Origin of the sequence: uncultured Salinibacterium sp. (genome assembly GCF_963974405.1) — a bacterium.
Classification (GTDB): domain Bacteria; phylum Actinomycetota; class Actinomycetes; order Actinomycetales; family Microbacteriaceae; genus Rhodoglobus.
In genome coordinates this window covers 1,165,625-1,188,229 of sequence record NZ_CAXBBH010000001.1, presented here as the reverse complement: position 1 = coordinate 1,188,229, position 22,605 = coordinate 1,165,625, and the positions used below count along the sequence as shown (strand labels likewise).

At 58.9% G+C, this 22,605-nt stretch carries 28 protein-coding genes and 1 tRNA gene; 17 read left to right on the top strand and 12 right to left on the bottom strand.

Annotation, left to right across the window (positions count from 1 at the left end; all coding sequences use genetic code 11):
• The first annotated feature begins 24 nt into the window (after positions 1-24).
• Complete coding sequence (locus AACZ26_RS05870) at positions 25-603, top strand: MarR family transcriptional regulator (RefSeq protein ID WP_339619880.1); 579 nt, start codon at positions 25-27, stop codon at positions 601-603.
• A gap of 48 nt (positions 604-651) precedes the next feature.
• Here AACZ26_RS05870 and AACZ26_RS05865 read toward each other — a convergent pair whose 3' ends face one another.
• Positions 652-1,578: a tyrosine recombinase XerC gene (locus AACZ26_RS05865; RefSeq protein WP_339619878.1), complete on the bottom strand. Its 927-nt coding sequence runs from the start codon at positions 1,576-1,578 to the stop codon at positions 652-654.
• Positions 1,579-1,616: 38 nt separating this feature from the next.
• Here AACZ26_RS05865 and AACZ26_RS05860 point away from each other — a divergent pair, with 38 nt between their 5' ends.
• Complete coding sequence (locus tag AACZ26_RS05860) at positions 1,617-2,459, top strand: SDR family NAD(P)-dependent oxidoreductase (RefSeq protein ID WP_339619875.1); 843 nt, start codon at positions 1,617-1,619, stop codon at positions 2,457-2,459.
• Here AACZ26_RS05860 and AACZ26_RS05855 read toward each other — a convergent pair.
• The 5 genes from AACZ26_RS05855 to AACZ26_RS05835 form a co-directional block, all read right to left on the bottom strand.
• Positions 2,456-3,328: an NADPH-dependent oxidoreductase gene (locus tag AACZ26_RS05855; RefSeq protein WP_339619873.1), complete on the bottom strand. Its 873-nt coding sequence runs from the start codon at positions 3,326-3,328 to the stop codon at positions 2,456-2,458. The genes AACZ26_RS05860 and AACZ26_RS05855 overlap by 4 nt on opposite strands.
• A gap of 85 nt (positions 3,329-3,413) precedes the next feature.
• Positions 3,414-4,346, bottom strand: a complete 933-nt coding sequence (locus tag AACZ26_RS05850) for a phosphodiesterase (protein ID WP_339619871.1) — start codon at positions 4,344-4,346, stop codon at positions 3,414-3,416.
• 171 nt (positions 4,347-4,517) lie between these two features.
• The gene (gene putP / locus AACZ26_RS05845) at positions 4,518-6,038 is read right to left on the bottom strand and encodes a sodium/proline symporter PutP (RefSeq protein ID WP_339619869.1); all 1,521 of its coding nucleotides are present in this window, start codon (positions 6,036-6,038) and stop codon (positions 4,518-4,520) included.
• Positions 6,039-6,335: 297 nt separating this feature from the next.
• Positions 6,336-7,604, bottom strand: coding sequence for a DNA-processing protein DprA (dprA, locus tag AACZ26_RS05840; protein ID WP_339620637.1), 1,269 nt, complete (start codon positions 7,602-7,604; stop codon positions 6,336-6,338).
• 2 nt (positions 7,605-7,606) lie between these two features.
• Positions 7,607-7,741, bottom strand: a complete 135-nt coding sequence (locus AACZ26_RS05835) for a hypothetical protein (RefSeq protein ID WP_339619867.1) — start codon at positions 7,739-7,741, stop codon at positions 7,607-7,609.
• A 26-nt stretch (positions 7,742-7,767) separates the two neighbouring features.
• On the opposite strand from AACZ26_RS05835, the gene AACZ26_RS05830 reads away from it, so the two are divergent.
• The 14 genes from AACZ26_RS05830 (at position 7,768) to AACZ26_RS05765 (ending at position 16,896) form a co-directional block, all read left to right on the top strand.
• On the top strand, positions 7,768-9,174 hold the full coding sequence (locus AACZ26_RS05830; RefSeq protein WP_339619865.1) for a recombinase family protein: 1,407 nt from the start codon (positions 7,768-7,770) through the stop codon (positions 9,172-9,174).
• 70 nt (positions 9,175-9,244) lie between these two features.
• Entirely contained in the window at positions 9,245-9,658 is a 414-nt protein-coding gene (locus AACZ26_RS05825; protein ID WP_339619862.1) for a hypothetical protein, read from the top strand.
• A gap of 36 nt (positions 9,659-9,694) precedes the next feature.
• Positions 9,695-9,767, top strand: a tRNA-Arg gene (locus AACZ26_RS05820).
• A gap of 77 nt (positions 9,768-9,844) precedes the next feature.
• Entirely contained in the window at positions 9,845-10,249 is a 405-nt protein-coding gene (locus AACZ26_RS05815; protein ID WP_339619861.1) for a hypothetical protein, read from the top strand.
• Between the two features lie 168 nt (positions 10,250-10,417).
• Positions 10,418-10,621 (top strand): hypothetical protein, encoded by a 204-nt coding sequence (locus tag AACZ26_RS05810; RefSeq protein ID WP_339619860.1) that lies wholly within the window; start codon positions 10,418-10,420, stop codon positions 10,619-10,621.
• Positions 10,621-10,923: a hypothetical protein gene (locus AACZ26_RS05805; RefSeq protein WP_339619859.1), complete on the top strand. Its 303-nt coding sequence runs from the start codon at positions 10,621-10,623 to the stop codon at positions 10,921-10,923. Before AACZ26_RS05810 ends, AACZ26_RS05805 begins: the two co-directional genes overlap by 1 nt.
• Entirely contained in the window at positions 10,920-11,222 is a 303-nt protein-coding gene (locus AACZ26_RS05800; protein ID WP_339619857.1) for a hypothetical protein, read from the top strand. The genes AACZ26_RS05805 and AACZ26_RS05800 overlap by 4 nt, the downstream gene beginning before the upstream one ends.
• Positions 11,219-12,253: an AAA family ATPase gene (locus AACZ26_RS05795; protein ID WP_339619855.1), complete on the top strand. Its 1,035-nt coding sequence runs from the start codon at positions 11,219-11,221 to the stop codon at positions 12,251-12,253. The genes AACZ26_RS05800 and AACZ26_RS05795 overlap by 4 nt, the downstream gene beginning before the upstream one ends.
• Before the next feature lie 249 nt (positions 12,254-12,502).
• Complete coding sequence (locus AACZ26_RS05790; RefSeq protein ID WP_339619853.1) at positions 12,503-13,297, top strand: hypothetical protein; 795 nt, start codon at positions 12,503-12,505, stop codon at positions 13,295-13,297.
• A 220-nt stretch (positions 13,298-13,517) separates the two neighbouring features.
• Complete coding sequence (locus tag AACZ26_RS05785; protein WP_339619852.1) at positions 13,518-13,712, top strand: hypothetical protein; 195 nt, start codon at positions 13,518-13,520, stop codon at positions 13,710-13,712.
• 10 nt (positions 13,713-13,722) lie between these two features.
• A complete protein-coding gene (locus tag AACZ26_RS05780) occupies positions 13,723-14,517 on the top strand; it encodes a hypothetical protein (protein WP_339619851.1) in 795 nt (264 codons plus the stop codon).
• Positions 14,518-14,892: 375 nt separating this feature from the next.
• Complete coding sequence (locus tag AACZ26_RS05775) at positions 14,893-15,255, top strand: P27 family phage terminase small subunit (RefSeq protein ID WP_339619850.1); 363 nt, start codon at positions 14,893-14,895, stop codon at positions 15,253-15,255.
• Positions 15,256-15,635: 380 nt separating this feature from the next.
• On the top strand, positions 15,636-16,268 hold the full coding sequence (locus AACZ26_RS05770) for a type II toxin-antitoxin system antitoxin SocA domain-containing protein (RefSeq protein WP_339619849.1): 633 nt from the start codon (positions 15,636-15,638) through the stop codon (positions 16,266-16,268).
• The gene (locus AACZ26_RS05765; RefSeq protein ID WP_339619848.1) at positions 16,261-16,896 is read left to right on the top strand and encodes a hypothetical protein; all 636 of its coding nucleotides are present in this window, start codon (positions 16,261-16,263) and stop codon (positions 16,894-16,896) included. The genes AACZ26_RS05770 and AACZ26_RS05765 overlap by 8 nt, the downstream gene beginning before the upstream one ends.
• A gap of 200 nt (positions 16,897-17,096) precedes the next feature.
• On the opposite strand, the gene AACZ26_RS05760 is transcribed toward AACZ26_RS05765, so the two are convergent.
• Positions 17,097-18,560 carry a YifB family Mg chelatase-like AAA ATPase gene (locus AACZ26_RS05760; RefSeq protein ID WP_339619847.1) on the bottom strand — a complete coding sequence of 488 codons (1,464 nt, stop codon included), beginning with the start codon at positions 18,558-18,560 and terminating at the stop codon, positions 17,097-17,099.
• Positions 18,557-18,913 (bottom strand): YraN family protein, encoded by a 357-nt coding sequence (locus AACZ26_RS05755; protein WP_339619844.1) that lies wholly within the window; start codon positions 18,911-18,913, stop codon positions 18,557-18,559. Before AACZ26_RS05755 ends, AACZ26_RS05760 begins: the two co-directional genes overlap by 4 nt.
• Positions 18,914-19,066: 153 nt before the next feature.
• Between AACZ26_RS05755 and AACZ26_RS05750 the strand changes: the two genes are divergently transcribed.
• Entirely contained in the window at positions 19,067-19,615 is a 549-nt protein-coding gene (locus AACZ26_RS05750) for a GNAT family N-acetyltransferase (RefSeq protein ID WP_339619841.1), read from the top strand.
• Here AACZ26_RS05750 and AACZ26_RS05745 read toward each other — a convergent pair.
• The 4 genes from AACZ26_RS05745 to AACZ26_RS05730 are packed head-to-tail and all read right to left on the bottom strand — an operon-like array spanning position 19,575 to position 22,603.
• Positions 19,575-20,189: a LysE/ArgO family amino acid transporter gene (locus AACZ26_RS05745; protein WP_339619839.1), complete on the bottom strand. Its 615-nt coding sequence runs from the start codon at positions 20,187-20,189 to the stop codon at positions 19,575-19,577. The two genes, AACZ26_RS05750 and AACZ26_RS05745, sit on opposite strands and share 41 nt — an antisense overlap.
• Before the next feature lie 27 nt (positions 20,190-20,216).
• The gene (mgtE, locus tag AACZ26_RS05740; RefSeq protein ID WP_339619837.1) at positions 20,217-21,563 is read right to left on the bottom strand and encodes a magnesium transporter; all 1,347 of its coding nucleotides are present in this window, start codon (positions 21,561-21,563) and stop codon (positions 20,217-20,219) included.
• Positions 21,564-21,621: 58 nt separating this feature from the next.
• Positions 21,622-21,945, bottom strand: coding sequence for a DUF2469 domain-containing protein (locus AACZ26_RS05735; protein WP_009772690.1), 324 nt, complete (start codon positions 21,943-21,945; stop codon positions 21,622-21,624).
• 22 nt (positions 21,946-21,967) lie between these two features.
• Positions 21,968-22,603, bottom strand: a complete 636-nt coding sequence (locus tag AACZ26_RS05730) for a ribonuclease HII (RefSeq protein WP_339619825.1) — start codon at positions 22,601-22,603, stop codon at positions 21,968-21,970.
• Between the last annotated feature and the right edge of the window lie 2 nt (positions 22,604-22,605).

Below are 22,605 nucleotides of genomic sequence, written 5' to 3'. Positions count from 1 at the left end.
AAACATACCGGTAAACTTATCCGTATGCAACACACCGATCCCTCCATCGAGCGGCCTCAAGCACGCCGCCCTACGCAGTTGTTGCGCGACATCCTCGACATCAGCGAAGAGTTTGAGGAACACGTCGGTCGAACCCTGTCGGTGAACGCCACGGACCTCGAAGCGATGGAACACCTGATCATGAGCGGGCCGCTCCCGCCAACGGAGCTGTCTCGCCGGCTCAACATCTCGACTCCCGCAGTAACAGCCTCGATCGACCGCCTCATTACCGTTGGCCACGTCACGCGAGAACAGCATCCAACGGATCGCCGCAGCGTCATTGTCGTTCCCAACCCGCGATCCGTCGCAACGGCCATGGCGACCCTCATGCCGATGATCATGGGCATCGACCGCGTGCTCGACAACTTCGACGACCACGAGAAAGACGTGATCGAGCGCTACCTCAACCACGTCGTCACGGTCTATCGAGAACAGCTGCCTGACCCCGCTGAGGTTCCCGCGCCCAAACCTGCCGTGCCTCCGCCAGCAACGGATACCCCGGGGCCTCGACGGTCGTCGTGGAAACCCGAAGCACCTCACGGTCCGAGCGCTTTCACGAACTAAGCGGCAGCCGTAGGCCACCAACAGCGGCTTGTGACCAGCCAGCAAGCATCACGCCCGCGGATGCGCCGTTCGATAGCTCTCGCGCAACCGCTCGGTCGACACATGAGTATAGAGCTGTGTCGTGCCCAGACTCGCATGGCCCAGAAGCTCCTGCACTGCACGCAAGTCAGCACCCCCATCGAGCAAGTGCGTCGCAGCGGTGTGTCTCAATGTGTGGGGCCCAGAACCGCCAGAGCCCGGCACATCAACCAAGAGGTGCGCAATCACTTCGTAGACGGTCCGCGAGCTCATTCGCTTGCCTCGCGCCCCCACAAAAAGTGGCGCCCTGCTTTCGGCGTCATCCGTCAGCTGGCTGCGGCCGCGCTCGCGGTAGTCGTTCAATGCTCGCTGTGCGGGAATCCCAAACGGAACAACGCGTTCCTTCGAGCCCTTGCCCATCACTCGCACAGTCAAACGCGAATCATCAATATCGCTCGCGCTCAAACCCACCAGCTCGCTCACCCGCAGCGCTGATGCGTACAAGAGCTCGACGATTGCCCTGTCCCGCAACGCGACCGGATCGGACGACGATGCGCGCGCCTCAACACTCTGCAACATCTCAGACATTTGGTCGCGATTGAGAACCCGAGGCAAGTGCCGCTCTGCTTTGGGCGCTTTGAGGCGAGCCGCAACATCCAACTCGGTGTGACGGTTTGCCGTAAGCCAAGCGCTGAAAGCGCGGGATGCGGCCGCTCGACGCGCCAGCGTTGACTTAGCGAGACCCTCCTGAGACGACTGCCACAACCACTCTCGAAGAAGCTCCAGATCGAGGTCGACAGGCTCAGTCGCCGCGCGCTCAGCCGCAAAACCGACGAGTTTCATGAGATCGGATCGATAGGAACGAATTGTGTGCACGCTAAAACCGCGGTCAGCCGAAAGGTATTCGACAAACGAATCCACGAGCCGGTGCAGGTTCACTCCTCTATCGTGAGGCATGGCGGGGACAATCAGCCGCGACACGGTAGCGTTTCGGCATGACCGCGCACCCTTCGCCCTCGCACGACCGCACGGCTCTCGTCACCGGAGCGACCTCGGGACTTGGTGCGGAGTTTGCAACACAGCTTGCTGCGGCAGGGCACAACCTAGTCCTTGTAGCGCGTGATCGCCCTCGACTTGAGAGCGTCGCCGAAGCTCTGCGCAGTGATTTCGGCGTGGCCGTAGAAATCCTGAGCGCGGACCTCACCGACCCCACCGAGCGCGCGCACGTCGAACGGCGACTGGGCGCCACAGAGAACCCGGTCAGCTTTCTCGTAAACAATGCCGGCTACGGACTGCCACAAGAATTCGAGATCAACTCGGTCGATGACGAAGAGCGGATGCTCGAAATCCTGAGCACGGTCCCGCTGCGACTCAGCCACGCAGCACTCGGCGGAATGCTGTCACGAGGCACGGGGACGATCCTCACGGTGGCAAGCATCGCTGGCGGTGCTCCCCTCGGTACCTATGCGGCCGCGAAAACGTGGGCTCTCAACTTCAGCAGCTGGGCCCATGCACAGTATCGTCGCCGCGGGGTGACATTCACTGCGGTCGCGCCTGGTTTTGTACGCACGGAATTCCACTCTCGACTTGGCGTCAAACGCTCCGATATGGCTCCGCAGTGGATGTGGCTCGACGCAGGATTAGTCGTTCGTTCTGCGCTGCGCGCAGCCGCTCGCGGCCGCCGACTCTCAGTACCGAGCCTGCGGTACCGAATCATCTGGGGTCTCATGAAAGTCACTCAGCCCGTCATTCTTCTGTTTGTCGCACGCGCGAGTAGCGCTGCGACTGGGAGCGCTGACGCGACTGGCGCCAGTCGCGCGACGAGCGGCGAAGGCTAACGGACCGAGAATCCGCGTGCTTCGACTTCTTCTTTGAGGTGATCACGGAGCGCGATGTAGGGACCGGTGACCCCTTCTGGTTTGCTCGTTCGTCGTGACGTGTGCTCTGCCCAGCCGTATTCTTCATCCGGCACGTCGACCTCGCCGCTAGCTACGTGGCGACCCGCGTAGAGACCATTCGCGATCATCACCGCGTCGTACTCGTGCACGTGCTTCTCCACGTCAGCACTTGAATACTGTTCACGATGCACAACGGCCTCACTCGGAAGTCGCGGCTTAGTCCCCCGACGGACTCCTTCGCTCGGATAGCCGATCGTGAGCCCCACAACCGCAAAAACGCCCTGCGGAAGGGCCAACTCTTCAGCAATCGCGCTGGGGTTGTTGCGTATCGAGCCGATGGGGACGGCACCTAGACCTAAAGACTCTGCGGCGACAAGCGCGTTCTGCATCGCGAGAGCTGAGTCGATAGACGAGAGCAAGAACATTTCCAGGTTGTTGGCATCGAACGACCGCCCCTGGCGTGCGGCGAGGTGATGGAAGCGAGAGATGTCGGCGCAGAAAACCAGCATGACGGGTGCTTCAGCGACGTAGGCCTGGTCGCCAACAAGGTGTGCCAGTCGTGCGCGACGGTCAGCATCCTCTACGACCACGATGCTGAACGCTTGGAGGTTTGACGATGTCGGTGCGCTTCGAGCCGACACCAGAATTGCTTCGAGAACGTCGGCCGCAAGCGGCGTCTCTTCAAAACTGCGGATTGACTCGTGACTCGTAAGCACACGGATGGTGTCAGTGATGAACTCTGCTGAGATCTCGCGCTTCTCTTGTTCGATTCGAGTGAGAGGAGGAGTGTGCGTCGAACCCAAAGTCATAACCCGATGATTTCACGTTCGACTGGATGCTCGGTGCACGCCACATCAGACGCTCATGACGAGCAGCGGACGCGGAATCTCCGCTTTAGTCGGAGGCAGTGGCTTCAGTCGCGGCGTTGAATGTCGACTTCTTGGCAGAGAACGTTTCGAGGCGCTGTTCAGGCGTCATCGCTTCTATTTGCGCCCACGCATCTGCCGAATGTCCGGTGATTTCTGTGGTGTCACCGATCGGGATGATGGAGTGCACGGTCTGCTTTTCGTAGACGTGCACAACGTTCACCGCTTGGCCGTAGTCGACGCCGGAGAGCAGTCGGTTTTCGGCACTTAAATCGAGTGTGTAACAGGTCGCCGACGCAACAGAGACGGGGATTCCCGCAAATGTTGAGTGGGTCGAGTAGTGCAGGTGCCCCGCCAAGATGACCCGCACATCGCTGCCCTGCAGCACCGCCGCAAGGCGGTCTTGACGCTGCAATTCGAGCATCCCCATGGCTTCTAGCATCGGCGTGGGAATGGGCGGGTGGTGCACCGCGAGCACCGTTCCGTGCGGTGCAGGTGTCGCGAGTTCGGTGCGCAACCATTCCAACTGTTCGTCGCTGATATCACCGTGGTGGTAGCCCGGCACCGTGGTGTCGAAGGAGATGATGCGTAGCCCTTCAATCATGTAGACACGATCTTGCGGGGCATCCGACTGTTCATCAAAGAGAAGCTTCGAGTACTGGTCGCGTTCGTCGTGGTTGCCCATGACCCACACGATTTCGGCATTCATGCGCTTCGCTGCTGGTTCGACTATCTCGCGCAATCGAACGTAAGCGTCGGTCTCCCCTAAGTCTGCGAGGTCTCCGGTAAATACAATCGCTTGCGGGTGGGCCGTCGACCGTTCCAGTTGAGCGAGTGCTTGCTGAAGGTGATCGATCGTGTTGGCGGTGCCGTAGAGCGGACGGCCACCGGCGAGGAGGTGGGTGTCGCTGACGTGCGCAATGACGTGGCTGGGGGCAGGGTACTGGCCGAGTTGTATCACATGCCCAGCCTAGGCCTGCGGGGTGTCATTCGACAGGGCAGGCGTTCGGGAGACGTGGTCGGCCGCAGCCTACTCACTGTCACGTTAACGCAGGATGCCCGCCTCCACGGTTGTGGCGGCGGGCATCCTCGGTCGCTGGTGCTGTGCTAGGCACTCACGCGCTCAGTGAATCTAGTCTTTCTTAGCGATGACGGGCAGTTGCACGGTTCCAGTGCGAACGCTTTCGACGGCAGCATCAAATTCACCGGTGATTCCGTCGCTGTTCTTGAAGGTGGCGAGGCTCACGATGACCGCAACGATGATGTTGAGGGCGAAGCCGGGCACGATTTCGTACATCACGCCGGAGAGCGCATCGATGTTGCCCCACACGATGACGGTAACCGCACCGGCGATCATTCCGCCGATTGCGCCAGCAGTGGTGAGTTTGCGCCAGAACAGTGACAGCAGCACGATCGGACCGAACGCTGCACCGAAGCCGGCCCACGCATAGGAGACCAGTTCGAGCACTGAGGAGTTGGGGTCGAGCGCGAGCAGGATGGCGATGACCGAAACAACCAGAACACCCATACGACCGAGCACTACTTGAGCCTTGGGGGTTGCTTCCTTCTTGGCAACGATCTTGAAGAGGTCTTCTACGAGCGCCGACGACGACACGATCAACTGCGACGAGATTGTGCTCATTACCGCGGCGAGAACTGCGGCGAGAACGAATCCGGCGATCAGCGGGTGGAAGAAGATCTGCGAGAGCTCGAGGAAGACCTTCTCTGGGTCATCGAGGGTGAGGTCGGGATTTTGCTGGAAGTAAGCAATACCAATGAGGGCGGATGACATGGCACCGAGAACGGAGATGATCATCCAGCTGATTCCGATACGGCGACCCGCTACGGCATCACCGGGCGAGCGCAGGGCCATAAAGCGAACCAGAATGTGCGGCTGACCGAAGTAGCCGAGGCCCCATGCTGCAGCCGAAATTGCTGCGATGGCGGAACCGCCGAAGAGGTTGAGCATGTCTACTTCTTCGGTGCTGACGGCGCGGATTGATTCCATAGCGCCGTCGATGCCGCCCACCTGGGAGATGCCGACGATCGGCACAAAGATCAGGGCGAGGAAGATCATGATGCCTTGAACGACATCAGTGTAGGTGGCTCCGATGAAGCCGCCGAAGAGGGTGTAAAGCACGGTTACGCCACCGACGAGCAGCATTCCGATGAGGTATTCGGAGTTGAACGCACTCTCGAAGAATTTGCCGCCGGCCACCATGCCGGAGGAAACGTAGAACGTAAAGAAGACGAGGATGATGATGCCCGCGGTGATGCGAAGAATGTGCGTCTTGTCGCGCAGGCGGTTCTCAAAGAAGCTCGGAACGGTGATCGAGTTCTTCGATACCTCCGTGTAGGCGCGCAAGCGTGGAGCGACGAACTTCCAGTTGAGCCACGCGCCGATCGTAAGACCGATCGCGATCCAGCCCTCTACGAGGCCGCCGATGTAGAAAGCTCCGGGAAGCCCGAGAAGCAGCCAGCCGGACATGTCGGATGCGCCAGCACTGAGGGCTGCGACTCCAGGACTGAGCTTGCGGCCCGCGAGCATGTAGTCGTCAAGGTCGGTTGTCCTCTTGTAGGCCCACCAGCCGATGCCTAGCATTGCGGCCATATAAATGACCATCGCAATAATTTGGAAGGTTAGATCGTTCAAGGTGTCGCCTTTCTCATGCGTGTGCGTGGGTTAAGCCTGTCTACCCTTGCAGAGATAAGGGTTAGTAACAATCTCAATCCCTGAGCAGGAAACATTACTTTTTCTTAACTGTCTGCCTCAGGTTGCCGAAACCAGCAAGATTTCGCAGTGTGCGCAGGTTTATTGCACCGCAGTGCGCGCATTCACAGCTTTCACCTCTGGTGCGCACAGTCTTTTTTCTTTGCTTTATTGCGCTAAGTGGTTGCGAGTGGGCTCGTCAAGGCGCGGAAGCGGGCTCAAGCGCACGGTTCGCGGGACTCATGACGCAGCGCGCTTCCAGCCTCGCTCAGTTTCGGTGACGCGACCCTCAAGTTCGAGCAGCCCGAGCTGGGCGCGAACCGCAGAGATTGCGAGGCCGCTGCGCGCGGCAACGTCATTGGCGGTGCGGGCGCTGCGAGCGCTCAGGGCGTCCAGCAGGCGCGTCCTTTCGGTGTCGCGGGGGCCAGCGGCATCCGCTTTCTCGTCGGATCCGTGAACGCCATCGGCCGCTCCCGCGACATTTTCGGCGGAAAGCAATCCGTGTTCGATCGGTGCAAGTTCCGCCATCTGATCGGGATTCGTGACGCACACCGCATCAAAGTCACGAATGAGTCGGTGACACCCAGCGGATGCCGCACTGGTGACCGGCCCGGGAACAGCCCCGAGTGGTCGCCCGAGCGTTGCAGCGTGTCCCGCGGTGTTAAGAGAGCCAGAACGCCAGCCTGCTTCAAGCACGATCGTGGCCATGCTCGCCGCGGCGATGAGCCTGTTGCGCTGCAAGAACCGCCACTTAGTTGGGGGCGATCCGCAGGGGAGCTCCGAGATGACGACGCCGCTCTCGACGATGCGACCGAGAAGCGCGTCGTGGCCGCTCGGGTAGAAGCGGTCCACTCCCCCAGCGAGAAACGCGACGGTGAGTCCCTGACTTGCGAGAGCAGCGCGATGGGCCATGCCGTCGATTCCGTACGCCGCGCCGGACACAATCGTGTAGCCGCGATCGACGAGCCCGGCGGATGCTTCCATTGTGATGTGTTCGCCGTAACCTGTGGCCGCTCTTGCTCCTACGAGGGCGATGCCGCGCTCGATTCCCGCAAGAGCTTCGTCGGTTCCGCGAGCCCAGAGCGCTGAGGGCGAGTGCCAGTCGAGGTCGTTAAGTCGCGACGGCCACAGAGTGTCGTGAGGTGTGAGCAGGCGCGCGCCAAAGCGTGCAGCCTGACGCAGAGCGATGAGCGCGGTGTTGGACTTGAGCCGCGGCATCCACCGGTCGATTGCTTGAGCCATATCGTCTTCAGCAACAGTATCGCCGTCGAGCGAAAGAGCGGCAGCAAACCGTTCTGGCTCCCAGTGTTCGACAACTCCTGTGAGCGCGCGCACCGCACCAAGCTGTCGGATAGCGCGACCGGCGAGACGATCACCAGGTTCGGCAAGCCCGCTCCAGGTGGCTCGGGCAAAGCGCTCTTCGATTGCATCTCGGTCGAGGTCATCGCCCCCTCCGACGCTGACCGCCTTTACTAGGGTGGCAACTTCTGATTCTTTGAGTCCAAACATGCTCACTGTGACATGGCCTTTCTGAGGTAGAGCGCTTGCCCAACGTGGGTATCGTCAGGTCGGGAGTCGTCGGCGAGGTCGGCGAGGGACCACGCGACGCGGAGCACTCCTTTGTTACATACTTGGCGTAACGTCACTCGTATCGATGAAAAGGAAGGACACCATGAGCGATAAGAGTCTCAAAGCCGCACTGTATTTTCGGCAATCCGTCGATACACAAGAGGGCATCGAACGTCAGCGCACCAGGTGTCGCCACCTTGCATCTGCTCGCGAGTGGGAAGTAGTCGATGAGTACGTCGATAACGATGTCTCTGCGACGAAGTCCCGCGGCGAAGGCACCGCATGGTCACGGATGCTCAACGATGCTGCTGGGGGGAAGATCGACGTTGTTGTCGCAGTGAACCTCGATCGCCTGCTGCGAACACAAAAAGACCTCACCGCGCTCATGGACACCGGCGCCCTTGTAACCACCCTCGAGGGCGAGATTGATCTAGCGTCCGCATCCGGCGAAATGCAAGCCACCGTCCTTACCGCAATGGCAAGGTTCGAAGCTCGCCGCAAAGGTGAACGTCAGATTCGCGCCAATAAGGATCGTGCCGCTAAAGGTTTGCGGTCTGGTGGCCGTCGTCCGTTCGGTTACGAAGCTGATGGGGTCACACTCCGAGAGCCTGAGCGTGCAGCCATTGAGGACGGTTTCAAGTCTTTCCTTGCAGGTGTCCCCCTCGCAGCAATTGCCCGGTCATGGCACCAGCGGGGTCTCGTTACTACGCAGATGCGTTACAAGGGTGCGCGGGATGAAAACGGGAAACTTGTCGAACCTTCATATTGGACTGCGAGCGCGGTCAGGCAGCTACTCACCAATCCCCGATACATGGGGAAGCGTGCCCACCTTGGCGAGGTCGTGGCAGATGCCGAATGGCCTGCGATCGTTGAGGAAAGCACTTGGCAGGCCGTTAACGCCATTCTGCGCCACCCCGAACGCCGTAACGCCCCCAAACGCGGCCGATACCTTTTGTCCGGTCTAGCGCTCTGTGGCGTATGTGGCTCGAAAGTTCATGCAGGGGGCAATGCTCGAAAAGGTACGCCTGGTTATCGCTGCAGCGGGTCTGCAGGCCACTTCGCACGCATGTCCCTCCCCGTAGAGAGTTACGTCGAAGAAGTGATGATTGCGCGCCTGTCAGCACCCGATGCTGCGTTGCTCACAAAGAAGAGGAACGAAAGCCCCGATAGCGACGCGTTGAGCCTCGAGCTCTTAGGCATCCGCGAACGGCTAGAAACGATCGCACTCGACTTCGCGGACGGAGCAATAACCAGCTCACAACTTCGCTCTGCCACCGAACGACTACGCGAGAGACACCAAGAAATAGAGGAAGCACAGGCCGACGCCGGCCGTGTGGACATTCTCGGAGATCTCGTCAACGCTTCCGATGTTCGTGCAGCGTGGGAATCTCTGGCTCTCGAACGCAAACGAGGAATCATCGCAGTGCTCGCAGTCATCAGGCTCCACCCTGTAGGCCGAGGCAGAAGAAACTTCAATCCTGACACCGTGGGGATTGATTGGCTGTCCTAGACAGCGAAGGGCCCCCGACCGCTGTAACGGTTCGAGGGCAGTCCGAAAAACCAGTGAAGGAAAAACGAACATGTCAATTATCGCAGAAACCACACCCGCACTCACCGCCGGCAACTACGCGGAAGCAAGCAAGGGCGTTAGGCAGCGCATTGCCAATCGAGAGACCTCGAATACGGAAGTCTTCCCCTGTTCAGTCACCAACTGTGCTGGACACCGCGAGATCGAACTCCTCGAGCGCTGGGAGGACCTCAACCACGAAGTGCTGAACGTCACAATGCCCACCGACGACCTCGAAGTCAACGGCATCAATGAGGGGGAGATCAGTCTCATCCTCCGCGACGAAGGCGATGTCATTTACCACTACTCCCACTTCGAAGGTGAAATCAGAATCGACCACCTGGACGACTTCATCGCGCAACTCAAAGCAACCGTCACCACGGTCGAAGAATTCAAAAAGAACACGGAAGCCCTAACCGACAACTAGCCTCTCTCCCTGCCTACGCGTGTAGGCAAGGGATCCCCCGATGTAGCTCAGTGGACAGAGCAAACGGTTTCTACCCGTTTGGCCGGGAGTTCGAATCTCCCCATCGGGACGCACCAAACCCCAGCAGCAGCGTCACCAACGCAATATCCTGCGGGATTATTCAAGACGCATGAGAGGAACAGAAGGATGACTGAGAAACTATCGCGGCTTTCACTCTGGCTGGAATCGAGCAAAAGGCAGCAAGCCGAATTCGAGGCCCTTGCAGCAAGCAAAGAGACAACAGAGCTTCTAAGAGCGAGCATTCGCGTGTCTGGCAGCACTTCACGCATTAATCTGCTGTGCAAGAAAGGTCACCCGACCGGGCTCGTTGCGCGGCTAGGGCTGGTCGATGATAAGGCCGTTGTGCGGCTGTCATCGATGCCCAACAGCGTCAAGCCTGAACTTCTCACCCTCAGAGGTTGGGAGAATGGGGCATCTGTCGTGATGACATGCGCGGTGTGCGGCTCGAAGCACCGAACCTCACTAGCTCGGGTTCTCCAAGGGTCGCTGCTGGCCCTAAAAGCCGGAAGAACGGGCTTTCGAATGAATTAGTTGCTGAATGACTTGACATTCGAACACACATACACTTATACTTCAAGTCGAGGTAGTCGGAGCCTCACCAAACTACACCGACACGGTTCAGGGCCTCCATTCGGAGGAAGTAGCCCCACAGCTCCCAGTGAAGTAGCAGAGCAATCTGCCTTCCTACGGGAGCTTTTTTTGTCTACTACCCCGGTTCTAATAGCTCGATCGAAACTCGGAGTTGCCACTCGCAGCGGCGACATCAACGCCGTCAGATCAGCTCGTCGCGACTTAGCCGCCGCCAACCTCGAGCAGTACATTGAGCGTGTCGTTTCTGACGCTCCCCCTCTCACGTCAGATCAGCGTGACCGCATCGCCGCCCTGCTCGGTGGTGGTGCCTAATGGATGTCAGCACCCACAACCCCACGACTGGGAATCACGAAACAGTCGAAGACCTAACCAGGTTCGCCGCAAACGCTTTTGCCGCCGCAGGGATTGAGTACCGTCCCGCCCGCATGAGCAAGTTCATTCGTCGCATTCACCGTGCCGGCAATGAAGTCCGTGCAGCAATCACTCGCTACCTCGATAACGAGCTAGACGCCCGATCATGGGCAGGGTTCGAGCTATACGCCGTTTCTGGGTACGCAGACCCCACAGGGGCACGAGCAGCACGGAACGTTGACCGGGCGCGAGGTGCCCGATGAACGCCGAAAGCCGCCCCCTGGATGGAGCGGCTTCACACGAATCGGCTGGCAGGCCTTTTGCTAACTCCAAGATTACCGGAGATATCGACCTAGTCGCGATTTCCGAAAGCTCCAATAACCCCCGCTACGAGGTCTACCTCGCGGGATGGTCTGCCGGCTTCGAATCACAGCAAGCACGCATCGACCGCCTCACATGGGAACGTGACGTTCTCTACTTCGTTGCCAACAACAAGGGCAAAAATGGTGGCGACTTCTACACGCACAAAACAAGTGAGTTGTGGAATGAGGCCGTCCGATGAACGCACCCGTAGCTTTCAATGCCTCGTGGCTAATGCAGCAAACGTTCCCGCCAGTCAAGTACGTCGTCCCGGGCATCATCCCTGAAGGCATGACGCTGCTCGTAGCGGCTCCGAAGATCGGTAAGTCGTGGATGGTTTTAGGGCTGGGCTTAGAGCTCAGCAATGGTGGCCATGCGTTCGGCAGTATTGCTGTCGGTAAGCCCCGCCCAGTGTTATACCTAGCGCTCGAAGACGGTCAACGCAGACTTCAAGACCGGTTGCTGAAGCTGAACCCGTCCGATGTCTCCCACCGGCTCGAGTTCATCACGTCAGTTGGTGACGCAAAAGTCATCGACATCATCAGCGAGTACATGCTCAGGCATGACGGTCTAGACCCCGTTGTCATCCTCGACACTCTCGGCAAAGTCATGCCACCTGCAACCGGCAACCAGTCTGCCTACGGTCACGACTACAAGATGCTGTCAGCTCTTAAAGCGACGAGTGACGCGGTACCTGGTTCAAGTCTGGTGATCGTTCACCACACGAACAAGGGTGAGAAAGGCGACTTCCTCGATGCTGTCAGCGGCACCCAAGGAATCGCTGGCGCAGCGGACACAGTGCTTGTTCTAAAGCGCGATCGGCAGGACAAGGCCGCGACCCTCCAAGTGACCTCTAGAGACGCTGAGGAAGGCGAATACGCCATGGAAATGAACGATGGATCGTGGGAGCTCAAAGGTGCTGATCTGGCTGCAGCCGCACAAGCAGCACAAACGGCCAAGCAGACAGATGGTGTTGGCGATCGAATGGCTGACGTCATTGAGAAAGTAGGAGAGTTCCCAGAGGGCATCAAGCCACAAGATTTGGCTGTTCTGATGCAACTCGATTACAAGTCGGCACAGGTCTACCTTTCCCGTGCGTACGAATCTGGGCGAGTCAATCGCCCACACCGGGGCGTCTATACCCCTGTTGTAAGTGTTGGTTCTGTTGGTTTCAGTTCTCAAAACAACACAACCAACACAAACAACACCCCCTTAGAGGGAGTCGAACCGTGAGCCGCGCCAGAGAGTCATACGAGCGTCTAAGCATCGCAATGCTCGCGACAAGCCCCAAGTGTTCGCAACTCGATTTCTTTATCGACGACGAACTCACACCCGCAGAAATCGAAGTCTGCAAAACCATCTGCAGCGACTGCCCCCTGCGAACTCTCTGCGCTGAATATGCAGAGATCGCACGCCCCAAAGCAGGCGTATGGGCCGGCAAACGCTACCGCACCAATAAATCAACGACAAAGGACAACTGACATGGCAATGTATCCAACCCCACCCGGCGAATCCCTAGAACCAATCGTCCAGAAAATTCGCGACGTCGAGAGAAAAGTTCAGGAACTAGCTCGCCCCTCAGGAACAAACATCGCATCACTGGTTGATCAGGTGCAAGCGGCACTAGCCGACCTAAGCGCAACCGTCATCGCAGAAACGAGTTCCTACCTAAGTTCGGGCACAGTCAACATGGCGAACATCTCCGCATCGGGCAGCATCTCCGCATCGGGAAATGTCACATCGTCCGGAACAATAAGTGCAGCATCCGCGCTGAAGAGTTCGGGCGCGGCCACAACGAATCTTGGCTCCGTTCCGGGCAACAGGCAAGCCGTATGGCAAATATATGACGGCAGCAACGTTGGCCTTTATGGGTACGCGCCGTCTTCGATAACCACAAAGACGAACCTTGAGCAAGTTCCCTACTCTGCGGAATCGTTTTTACGTTGTGCCGCATACCTGTACGAGTACAAAGATCAAGTCGCCATGCGTGACGACCCAGACAGCGAGTACTACAACCCCGCCTATGACATCCCGCAAGAAGTCGGATATATGGCTGAGCATCTAATCGAGAACGGGCTGAAACAGTTCGTGACAATCCGCGATGAGCAGCCCATCGGTATCGACTACGCGGCATTTGGCGCAGTGGGCATGACTGTCATTGGACGCGCCCACGAGCGGGAGCTGGCTCAAATAAATTCGCGCTTAGAAACGCTCGAGAGCACTCTGGCGAGCCTCAACACCTCGCCAACAAACAATTCCCCCGAGGAGACCAAGTGAAAACCCCACCCGAAGCCAACGTCCTCAGAGTCACCGCACGAGGAAAAGTGATCGTCCAATGCCCCTACTGCGGAGGGGAACACCAACATGAACGGTTCAAATATGGGCACCTCGAACACCGTGCACCAGGTTGCGGAGTCTATGCACCAGTGAACCGAGAACAACGACTAGCCGGCTACACCTTCACAGTCCCCCGAAACAACACGACGAAAGGCACCCAGTGAACCGCAGCACCCCGGACGAAGACGACGGACTTCTAACAGCGCTCAAACGAGCGATCACCCCCACAGGGTTTGCGATCTTCAACGAGCAGCGCCCCGAGGGCAACCGAACCCCGCTAGCACTCAACGACGACGTGGGAATCGCCCGAATACTCGGAATGCCCATCGACAACAACCACGAAACTCTCAACTGAAAGGCAACACATGAACACCATCACAACACTCTCGACCCTTAGCAACGACGTGAAGACCGTAGTGGCCGCAGGAGGCACCACAACCAAAGAATACGATCGACTTATCCGCCGCTGGGACGACTTCACCGAACTAGGCAAGCCAGCAACTAAAGCACTCACCGCCGCAATCCTCGGAGATACCCCGATGGAACGTGTCGGAGAACTTCAAGCCCTCGCCCTTGCCGAACAAGCAACCCCCATCGCAGCCGCTGATATCCGCATCATCGCAGCCGAGAGCATCTACCCTGCCGTGCGTGCCGAAATCACAAAGGCAGCACAATCGAACTACGAAACAATTGCAAAAAAGTTCACAGCAACAGGAAAAGCATTCAGTAGAGCAGCGAGCGTTATCGATCCTGAAAGCGACCCTGCCGGCCTCATCAGTGCCGACGACGCGACACGTAAAGCATGGACAGACTCAGGAATTCTGGCTCACCAACTCAATTCTCAATTACGCACTCTCGCGACCGCAGCACGACTAGCGGGAGCACAAGTCAGCTCAGACACCGGACTGCTCGCGCTAACAATCGCACCGGAAACCTCTCACCGCCGCCGAGTCTGGGAAGCATGGCAAACACATGGGCGCACCGGACGATGGGCAGCGATTCACGCACTCGGCCTATCGATCGAGGCCTGCTGCCTCGAAGACCACACACCATACCGCGAACCAGCGCCGCTAGAGACACGCTACGAACGCACACGCTTCGGGCAACAGGCCTACTCTTTCGACCCCGAAGACCAGACCCCCGACCCCGCAGAAAGCTAACCCCCACCTCCAGCACGTGGGCCGGCGCTCAACCATGGCTGCCGGCCCACACTGCAGTGAACAGGAACGGCGATGCCCAGCCAAAACTTCAACCCGACCCCCACCTGCCAAACAGAACCACAGACAGAACACACGCAGGACTCAGAACCAACACAACAACTGCGCACACAAAGAAACTTCCACGCACGACACCAGCAACACACAGCGCCAAGCAAGAAGAACGAAGAACTCCGACATACAGCCACACCCCGGCACCCCACCCCCCGGCCACCCCTTTGCGCCTCTGGCGGCATAGGCGCATCTTGTGTGTGCGCAGTCGAAACGTTTGGCCCTTGATTACCCCTATTGCACATATTTGGAGCGAAAATGAATGAAATGAAAGGCCCCGCAAGTGGGTCGAAAGTGTATGCACCTCGTGGCCTTGCTGCTGCTGGCAGGAAGCTTTGGGATGCAGGTATTGAAGACTTTGAGTGGGCTCAGCACGAGTTGGCGATGCTCGAGGAAGCGTGCCGTACTCGTGATCGTATTGTGCAGCTCGATAAGCGTGTTGAGGCTGATGGTTTGATGATGAAGAGTTCGCAGGGTTTGCGTGTTCATCCGGCTATTTCTGAGGCTCGTCAACAGCGCCTGGTCATGGCTCGACTGTTGGCCACTTTGGGTATTCCGCCGTTGACTGAGGACGGTGGCTCTATGCCTGCTGCTCGCTCTGTGCGGGGCGTTTATGCGGGTGGCCGCTGATGGTTGCTCGTAAGCGTCGTGTGGCGTTAGAAGACGGCTGGGATTACCCCGCAGGGCTTCGTGTGTTTGACAAGGCGACGCATAAGTCGATGCGGAAGTGGCTTGCTGCTCGTCGTGCGGTTATTCCGCGTGTGAGTTCACCTGAGATAACTACTCGTCGCTGGTTGGCGGTTATTCAGGCGCATTACGCGCTCGAGCGAGAGATTCGCGCGAGGGAGATTTAGCGAGTGAACATTCTTGTGTGGCTTCGAAAAGCGGCTGAAACTGAAGACTCTCGTCGGAACCGACGGGCGCCTTTAACTCTGCTGCGGCGCGGATACAGGCGATTCAGAAATACCAAAGATAGGATATGGTCTAATGTTCGAAGGATGGAGGCGGGAATGCTAGGAAACGAGATCGCAGAAGAGATCATTTCCAGAGAACCTCGACTCTCCTCGATGAAGCTGCAGAAGCTTATGTACTACGTGGACGCATGGCACCTTGCCGTCGAAGGCGAACGGCTGATTACGGATCAACCATTTCGTGCGTACAAAGATGGCCCCGTCCATGAAGACGTCCGACATAAGCGCATGGATATGGCTACGCGCATGCACGGAACATCGACCGGCAAACTAACTCCGGCCGCAGAGTCGATCCTGAACTTGGTTATGGCTGAATTTGGTGGGCGAACCGGCGATGAATTGTCTGCGCTCACGCATGCTGAAGTTCCGTGGAAGAACGCTAGGGGCGATAAAGCTGACGGCGAAACTTCACGCGAGCCCCTGAACGAAGCAGAGATTGCTCGCTTTTACAGGTCTAGCCGACGGCTAGGCAACCGCACTGCTGCCGACCTTGCCGCGGGCGGAATATACGGCGTTTTCTCTCAAGCCGATCAGACAGAACTCGACATCGACGCAATTCTGGGTTCGCTTCCGAAATCGATTGATTTCGAGAACGAGCCTGCTTTCAACGGCAATCTAGTCGATTCGGGGAACCTCGGGTCAGCGTCGCGCTACGCGCAGAAGAGTGAGTAACCCCGAACCGACGACACATGTCGTTGTTTTCGATGTCAACGTGTATCTCGGCATTGCTCGATTGTTGGGTGAACCCTTTGCCATGGAGGATTTCAACGATCGAGTGATTAGCGTGGGAAAAAAGTTAGAGCATGAGCTCACAAAAGATGAGTGGTGCCTTCTCGCAGTAGCCGTCACCTCAAGCGGATTCTTGGCAGGCACCAGTCCCCTGCAAGTTTGGTCCAGCGATCACATCGATGGTTTGGTCGAATACAAGGCTGGTCAGGAAGAAAACAAACTCAAGAAGCCCGAAGATGCTGGACTCGGTTGGTCCAAGGACAACGCCCAATCACTGCGGTGTGATCTAGTGGACTGGGTGGTGCGGGAAAGTTCCGGGTCATCGATCAATATAGTGATTCCTAAATCGACCCCTCCCCTTAGCCACGAAGACGGCTTGGTTTACGCCACCGGGCGCGATTGCGCTGACGCTGACACACTCTGTGAGCGCTATGTAGTGACCTTTGATTCAGATTTCATGTCGGACGAATCCCTGAGTTATCCAAGAGTCCTCAGCCCCGACCAGTTTGTGCGCTTGGTGCGCACGGCTCGAAGAAATCTTGCAATTCAGGGTATGACGCGAAAACCTTGACGTGATTACGCGGCCACATAAGGGCCGTGTATGACCCTCTTTCAAGAATTAGCTTGATCCGCTTTTAGAGCTTGGCAAGCCCACATGAGGCGCATACCCACGCCACCGCAGAGCCCTTGCCTGACGGCTTCATCGGCTCTAAACAACTGATGCAGTTGGGGCTGTCGAGGTCGAACACGATATTCAGTCAATCCCTTCTACTAATGTTTTTTACGATTTCTCTTGACGCGGAGCACACGGTCATAGCCCCGCATGGTGATGCCGCCGCGTTCGAGAGCGCGATCGAGCCCGGAGGTGACTTTGGGGGCGAGCCGCAGTTCGCGACCACGCAGATACGAGCCCGGCACATGAGAGTTGAGCCGCCAGGGCGTCGCCTCGAGGCGAGCCGCTGCCCGTTGGCGGGCCGCCGTGACCCGCGCTCGGGCATCCGCTGTGGAGAGAGACGGTCGCTCTCCTGCTAGCCGCAATTGCGCACTCGTGATTCGCTCGACCCGAAACTGAATGTCGATGCGATCCAGTAGCGGCCCCGACAACCGGGCGAGGTAACGACGGCGGCTGTTGGGTGGGCACGTGCATTCGCTGTCACGAGCACCCCATTGCCCACACGGGCAGGGATTGGCCGCCATCACGAGCTGAAAGCGCCCAGGAAAGTGGGCGATCGCGTTCGCCCGATGGATGCTGATGACCCCGGATTCCAGCGGTTGTCGAAGCGCGTCCAAAGCTGCCGGCGCAAACTCGGGTGCCTCGTCGAGAAAAAGCACTCCGTCGGAGGCCCGAGCGGCAGCACCCGGACGAATCTGCGAGCTACCGCCTCCCACGAGCGCCGCGGCTGTAGCGGTGTGATGGGGTGCCTCAAGCGGTGGTCTCGTGGTGAGGCTGCTGCCGACGGGAAGCCCGGCGAGCGAACGAATGGACGAGACTTCGAGGGCCGCTTGCGGATCAAGATCCGGCAAGAGCCCGGGTAGTCGCGCCGCAAGCATCGTTTTGCCCGCACCGGGTGGGCCGAGCAGGAACACGTGATGGCCGCCTGCTGCCGCGACGAGCATTGCATCGATCGCATCGCTGCCGCCGATCATGTCGGCGAGATCGCCTGAGGTCTCGGGCGTCGCTTCGGGAGCGGGGCGAGTGATCACTTCGACCGGTTCTGGCTCGAACTCCCCACCGTGCCAGATGGCGGCATCTCTCAGCGATGGTACGGCGATCACTCCCATGCCAGGAACCAGTGATGCTTCGTCGGCATTGCCACTCGGCACCATGACGGTCGTGAATCCTGCGCGCGAAGCTGCGAGCACGGCGGGCAGCACGCCATTAACGGGACGTAGCCGACCATCGAGCCCCAACTCGCCGATATGGAGTACCCGATCGATCGATTCTGCAGAGATCGTTCCGGAGGCGGCGAGCGCCGCGAGCGCGATGCCGAGGTCGAAGCCTGAGCCGTGTTTCGGGAGGGCAGCAGGCGACAGGTTGACGGTGATTTTGCGGTTGGGTAGCCCGCATCCGGAGTTCGTCGCGGCTGCCCGAACACGGTCTTTCGCCTCGCCGAGCGCGGTATCGGGCAAACCAATGAGCACGAACCCAGGGAGGTTGTTGGAGAGGTCTGCCTCAATTTCGACAATCGCGCCTTCGAGTCCAAGCAGCGATACAGCGTAGGTTCTGCCGATCACGAGATGCGCTTCAGATGCTCGATCTCAACAGCACCACGCGAGGGCACAATCACGGCAATCGCATCGACGCGCACCGTTGAACCTGACCCGGGATGATCGTCGCACCACGCAGCAGCGAGTCGCCGTAACCGGGAGAGTTTCGATGCCGTTATCGACTCGAACGGATGCCCGAACAGAATGCTTGAGCGAGTCTTGACCTCGACAAAAACCACCTCGTCGCGGTCTCGCGCGATGATGTCAAGTTCTCCCTGTGAGCACCGCCAATTGCGGTCGAGAATCTTAAGCCCCGTGCTGACTAAGTGGTCGGCAGCGAGGCTCTCACCCCGCCTACCCAGGTCGTCTTTTGCTGCCATGGCTCAAGGTTCGCCGTTCAGCCCAACCGAGAACGCGAGAAAGCACCAATGGGAAAAGACTCCCCCGCGCGAGCGCATGGGGAGGACTAGTTAGCTAGCTGCTCGATCTAACGAGCTATGCAAGCCTCACAGCTCACGCGGTATCGTGCCGGTATGACGCGCAGTGACGACGGGCGAGTATGGCTTGAGCAGTGGCAGGTCGATGACCTGCCCGTTCTTGAGCGCAGCAATACACCCGAGATGACGGTGTTTTTAGGCGGCCCCGAAAGTGATCAACAGATCGTGACACGGCACGCCAAGTTTCTTCATCTCTGGGAGACGGGCGATGCACGGATGTTCCGCATCCGCTCCGCGTCAGCAACAGCACCGGTCGGGTCAGTGGGCTATTGGAAAAAGAGATGGCGCGACAAGGATGTCTATGAAACTGGCTGGAGCGTTCACACCGCCCACCAAGGTCACGGTATCGCCGCTCGCGCCCTCGCTGAGTGCCTCCAGCATGCGGCAGACACAGGCGACAGACATCAGGTGTTCGCGTTCCCGCGCACCGACAACTCGGCATCGAATGCGCTGTGTCGGCGCACCGGTTTTGATCTCGCGGGCGAAGCTGACTTCGAATACCCGAAAGGCCACCCCATCCGGGTCAATGAATGGATGTTCGACCTCAGAGCCCTGCGATCAAGCTCGCGGCCAGCACAACCATGATTACCGCAATAACGATGTCGAGCACTCGCCAAGCCATCGGTTTAGCAAAGAGCGGCCTCAAGAATCGACTGCCATAGCCGATCGCCGAAAACCATACGACGCTGCCAATGCAAGCACCGAGCGCGAACCACCAGCGATTGTCGCCGTAGGTTCCGCCGATTGAGCCGAGCAACAGCACCGTGTCGATGTAGACGTGCGGGTTGAGCCAGGTAAGCGCGAGCGCTGTCGAGAGGGCCGCGGCGAGCGTCATCCCGGTTCCAGCCGCCGTTGTGGTGAGCGCTTGAGGTCGGGCTGCCCGACGAATGGAGAGAAAAGCGTAGACCAGCAAGAAGAGTGCGCCGCCGATGCGGGCCACCACGAGCAACCAACCGGCCTGCTCAATGAGCGCACCGAGGCCCGCGACTCCCGCGACGATCAGGACAATGTCCGATAGAGCACAGACCAGCACAACGGCCGTGATGTGCTCTCGGCGGAGGCCTTGTCTAAGCACAAACGCGTTCTGGGCTCCAATCGCGATGATCAGGGAAAGCCCAAAGCCGAAACCGGCAAGCACGATGGTGGCAATCAGAGGCATGAGTTGACTCTAGAGGCACGCACGAGTCTAGGTAGACAGCCCCAGAATGTTGATCGCTACGGTGAAGTAGACGAGGAGGCCTGTTGCGTCACAAAATGTGGCGATAAAGGGTGTGGAGAAGACGGCGGGGTCTACGCGAATCGCTCGTGCCACCAAAGGGATGACGCCGCCCACCGTGGCGGCAATCGGGCAGTTCACGAGCAACGTGACCCCGATGACGGCACCGATGTCGAAGCCGTAACCCCAGGACGCGATTGCGAAACCCAAAATCGCTAAGAAGAACCCGAGAAGCAGACCTGTTCTGACCTCTTTAAACGCGACTCTTCCCACATCGCGCGGGGTGACATCCCCGACGGCGAGCGCGCGAGTGACCGTGGTTGCTGCTTGCGAACCGGTGTTTCCACCAATACCGATCAAGAGGGGCACGAAGAGCGCGAGTGCGACCCTTTGATTGAGCGTTGTCTCGAACAACTCCAGCACGCTCACGGTAAGAACCGCCGACACCGCAAGCACCAAAAGCCAGACGATTCGTGAATTCACGACCTTGCGGATGGGAGTGAGTAAGTAGGGCCGGCGCAGGGGCTCGGCGGCGCCCGCTCGCGCCTGATCTTCTGCGACAGCGTCACGGTCGACTCGCGCGGCATCCACGATAGGAAATACGCCGACGAGTCTGTCTTCACGATCAACGATAGGCAACACAAGGATTCCGCCATCGAGAGCGCGGCGAGCGACCTGCTCGGCATCATCCTCGGTACGGGCAGAAACCGCGGGCATCATGACGGACTCCACGAGCGCGCCCTCGGGGCTGCGGGTCAGCGCGAGCAAGTCCACAACTCCCACAAGCGTGCGATCGGGCGCGATAACAGCGATAGCGCCGAGGACATCCAGATCAGCATCACTTCGGCGCACAGACTCAAGAGCTTCGGCGACCGTCACGGTCGCCGCGATCGTGGCGGGCACCGGCGACATCCGGCGTCCCACCGAATCGTTCGGGTACCCCAACAGCGTCATCGCCGCGCTGAACTCTGCCTGATTGAGGGAAGCCATCAATCGCTTCGCGACCTTGGCCGGCAATTCATCGAGGAGCCACGCTTGCTCTTCAGGATCGAGCGCCGTGAAGACGGCAGCGATCTGTCCATCGCCGAGTTCAGCGATGAGGTCTGCCTGGGCACCAGAATCGAGCGAATCGAACACACTGATCGATTCGTCTTTGCCCAGCAGCCGGAAGACAATCGCCGCGTCATCGCTGGGAAGCGCTTCGAGAACAGGAACGATCTCATCGATCGGCGTCGATCTCACGTTTCTCGCAAGTTCTGACAGCGCACGAGCACGGATAAGGCGAACGAACTCTGCCGGATCGACCGTGGCGGACATCCCACTCTCCCCCTCGGAGCGCTCGTGCGAGGCAACGTGCACCGCGCTCCCCTAGTTGTTACTCGTCGAGTGCGAGTTCCTTCGGCAACTCAAGGTCTTTCGCGCTGAGCTCTTCAATGTTGACGTCCTTAAACGTCAACACGCGCACACTCTTCACAAAGCGATCAGAGCGGTAGACATCCCACACCCACACGTCAGTCATAGAGAGCTCAAAATAGAAGTCGTGCTCGGTATCGCGGCGCACCAAATCGACCTCGTTGGCGAGGTAGAACCGCCGTTCCGTCTCAATCACGAAACGGAACTGGCTCACTACATCACGGTATTCGCGGTACAACGCAAGCTCGACCTCGCGGTCGTAGTCTTCAAACTCGTCTTCATCCATGCTGCCCTTATTGTAGGCCGCACTACCGCAACCATGTGTGCCGATGAAGTTCGGTGGCCCCCAAGCTGCGCACTGCCTCGAAATGCGCCGCCGAACCGTAGCCTTTGTTACTCGGCCAGCCATAGCCCGGGTACTCCAAGTCGGCTTCAATCATGAGCCGATCGCGGTGCACTTTTGCCACGACGGATGCCGCAGCCACCGATACGCAGTCACGATCAGCCTTGACGCGGGTGTGCACTCGCGGCGCAACTTTTAGGGCGCTGCTGAGCCAGTCGCTGCTGCCGTCCAAGAGCACCACGCTGGACATCACGTCGTGGCCCGCTTCGTGCAATTGGATGAGCGCGCGTTTGCCGGCGAGTCCCAGAGCGGCGGTGATGCCGAGAGCATCGATCTCGGTGGCATCCGCGTAGCCCACAGCAGATAGCGGAGCCCACTCTAACGTGAGAGGTTCGAGGAGCTCTCGACGTTTCTGGCTGAGCATTTTGGAGTCACGCAAGCCCACTGGCCAGGCACTGTGGGCAGGCATCATCGCCGTCATTCCTACGCCTACCGGCCCCGCTATCGCGCCGCGGCCGACTTCGTCGCAGCCGATAACAGCACGCGCGCCCGCACGAAACAGTTCGAGCTCGACGTCGCTGTTCGGGTCTGACACCGCCACGG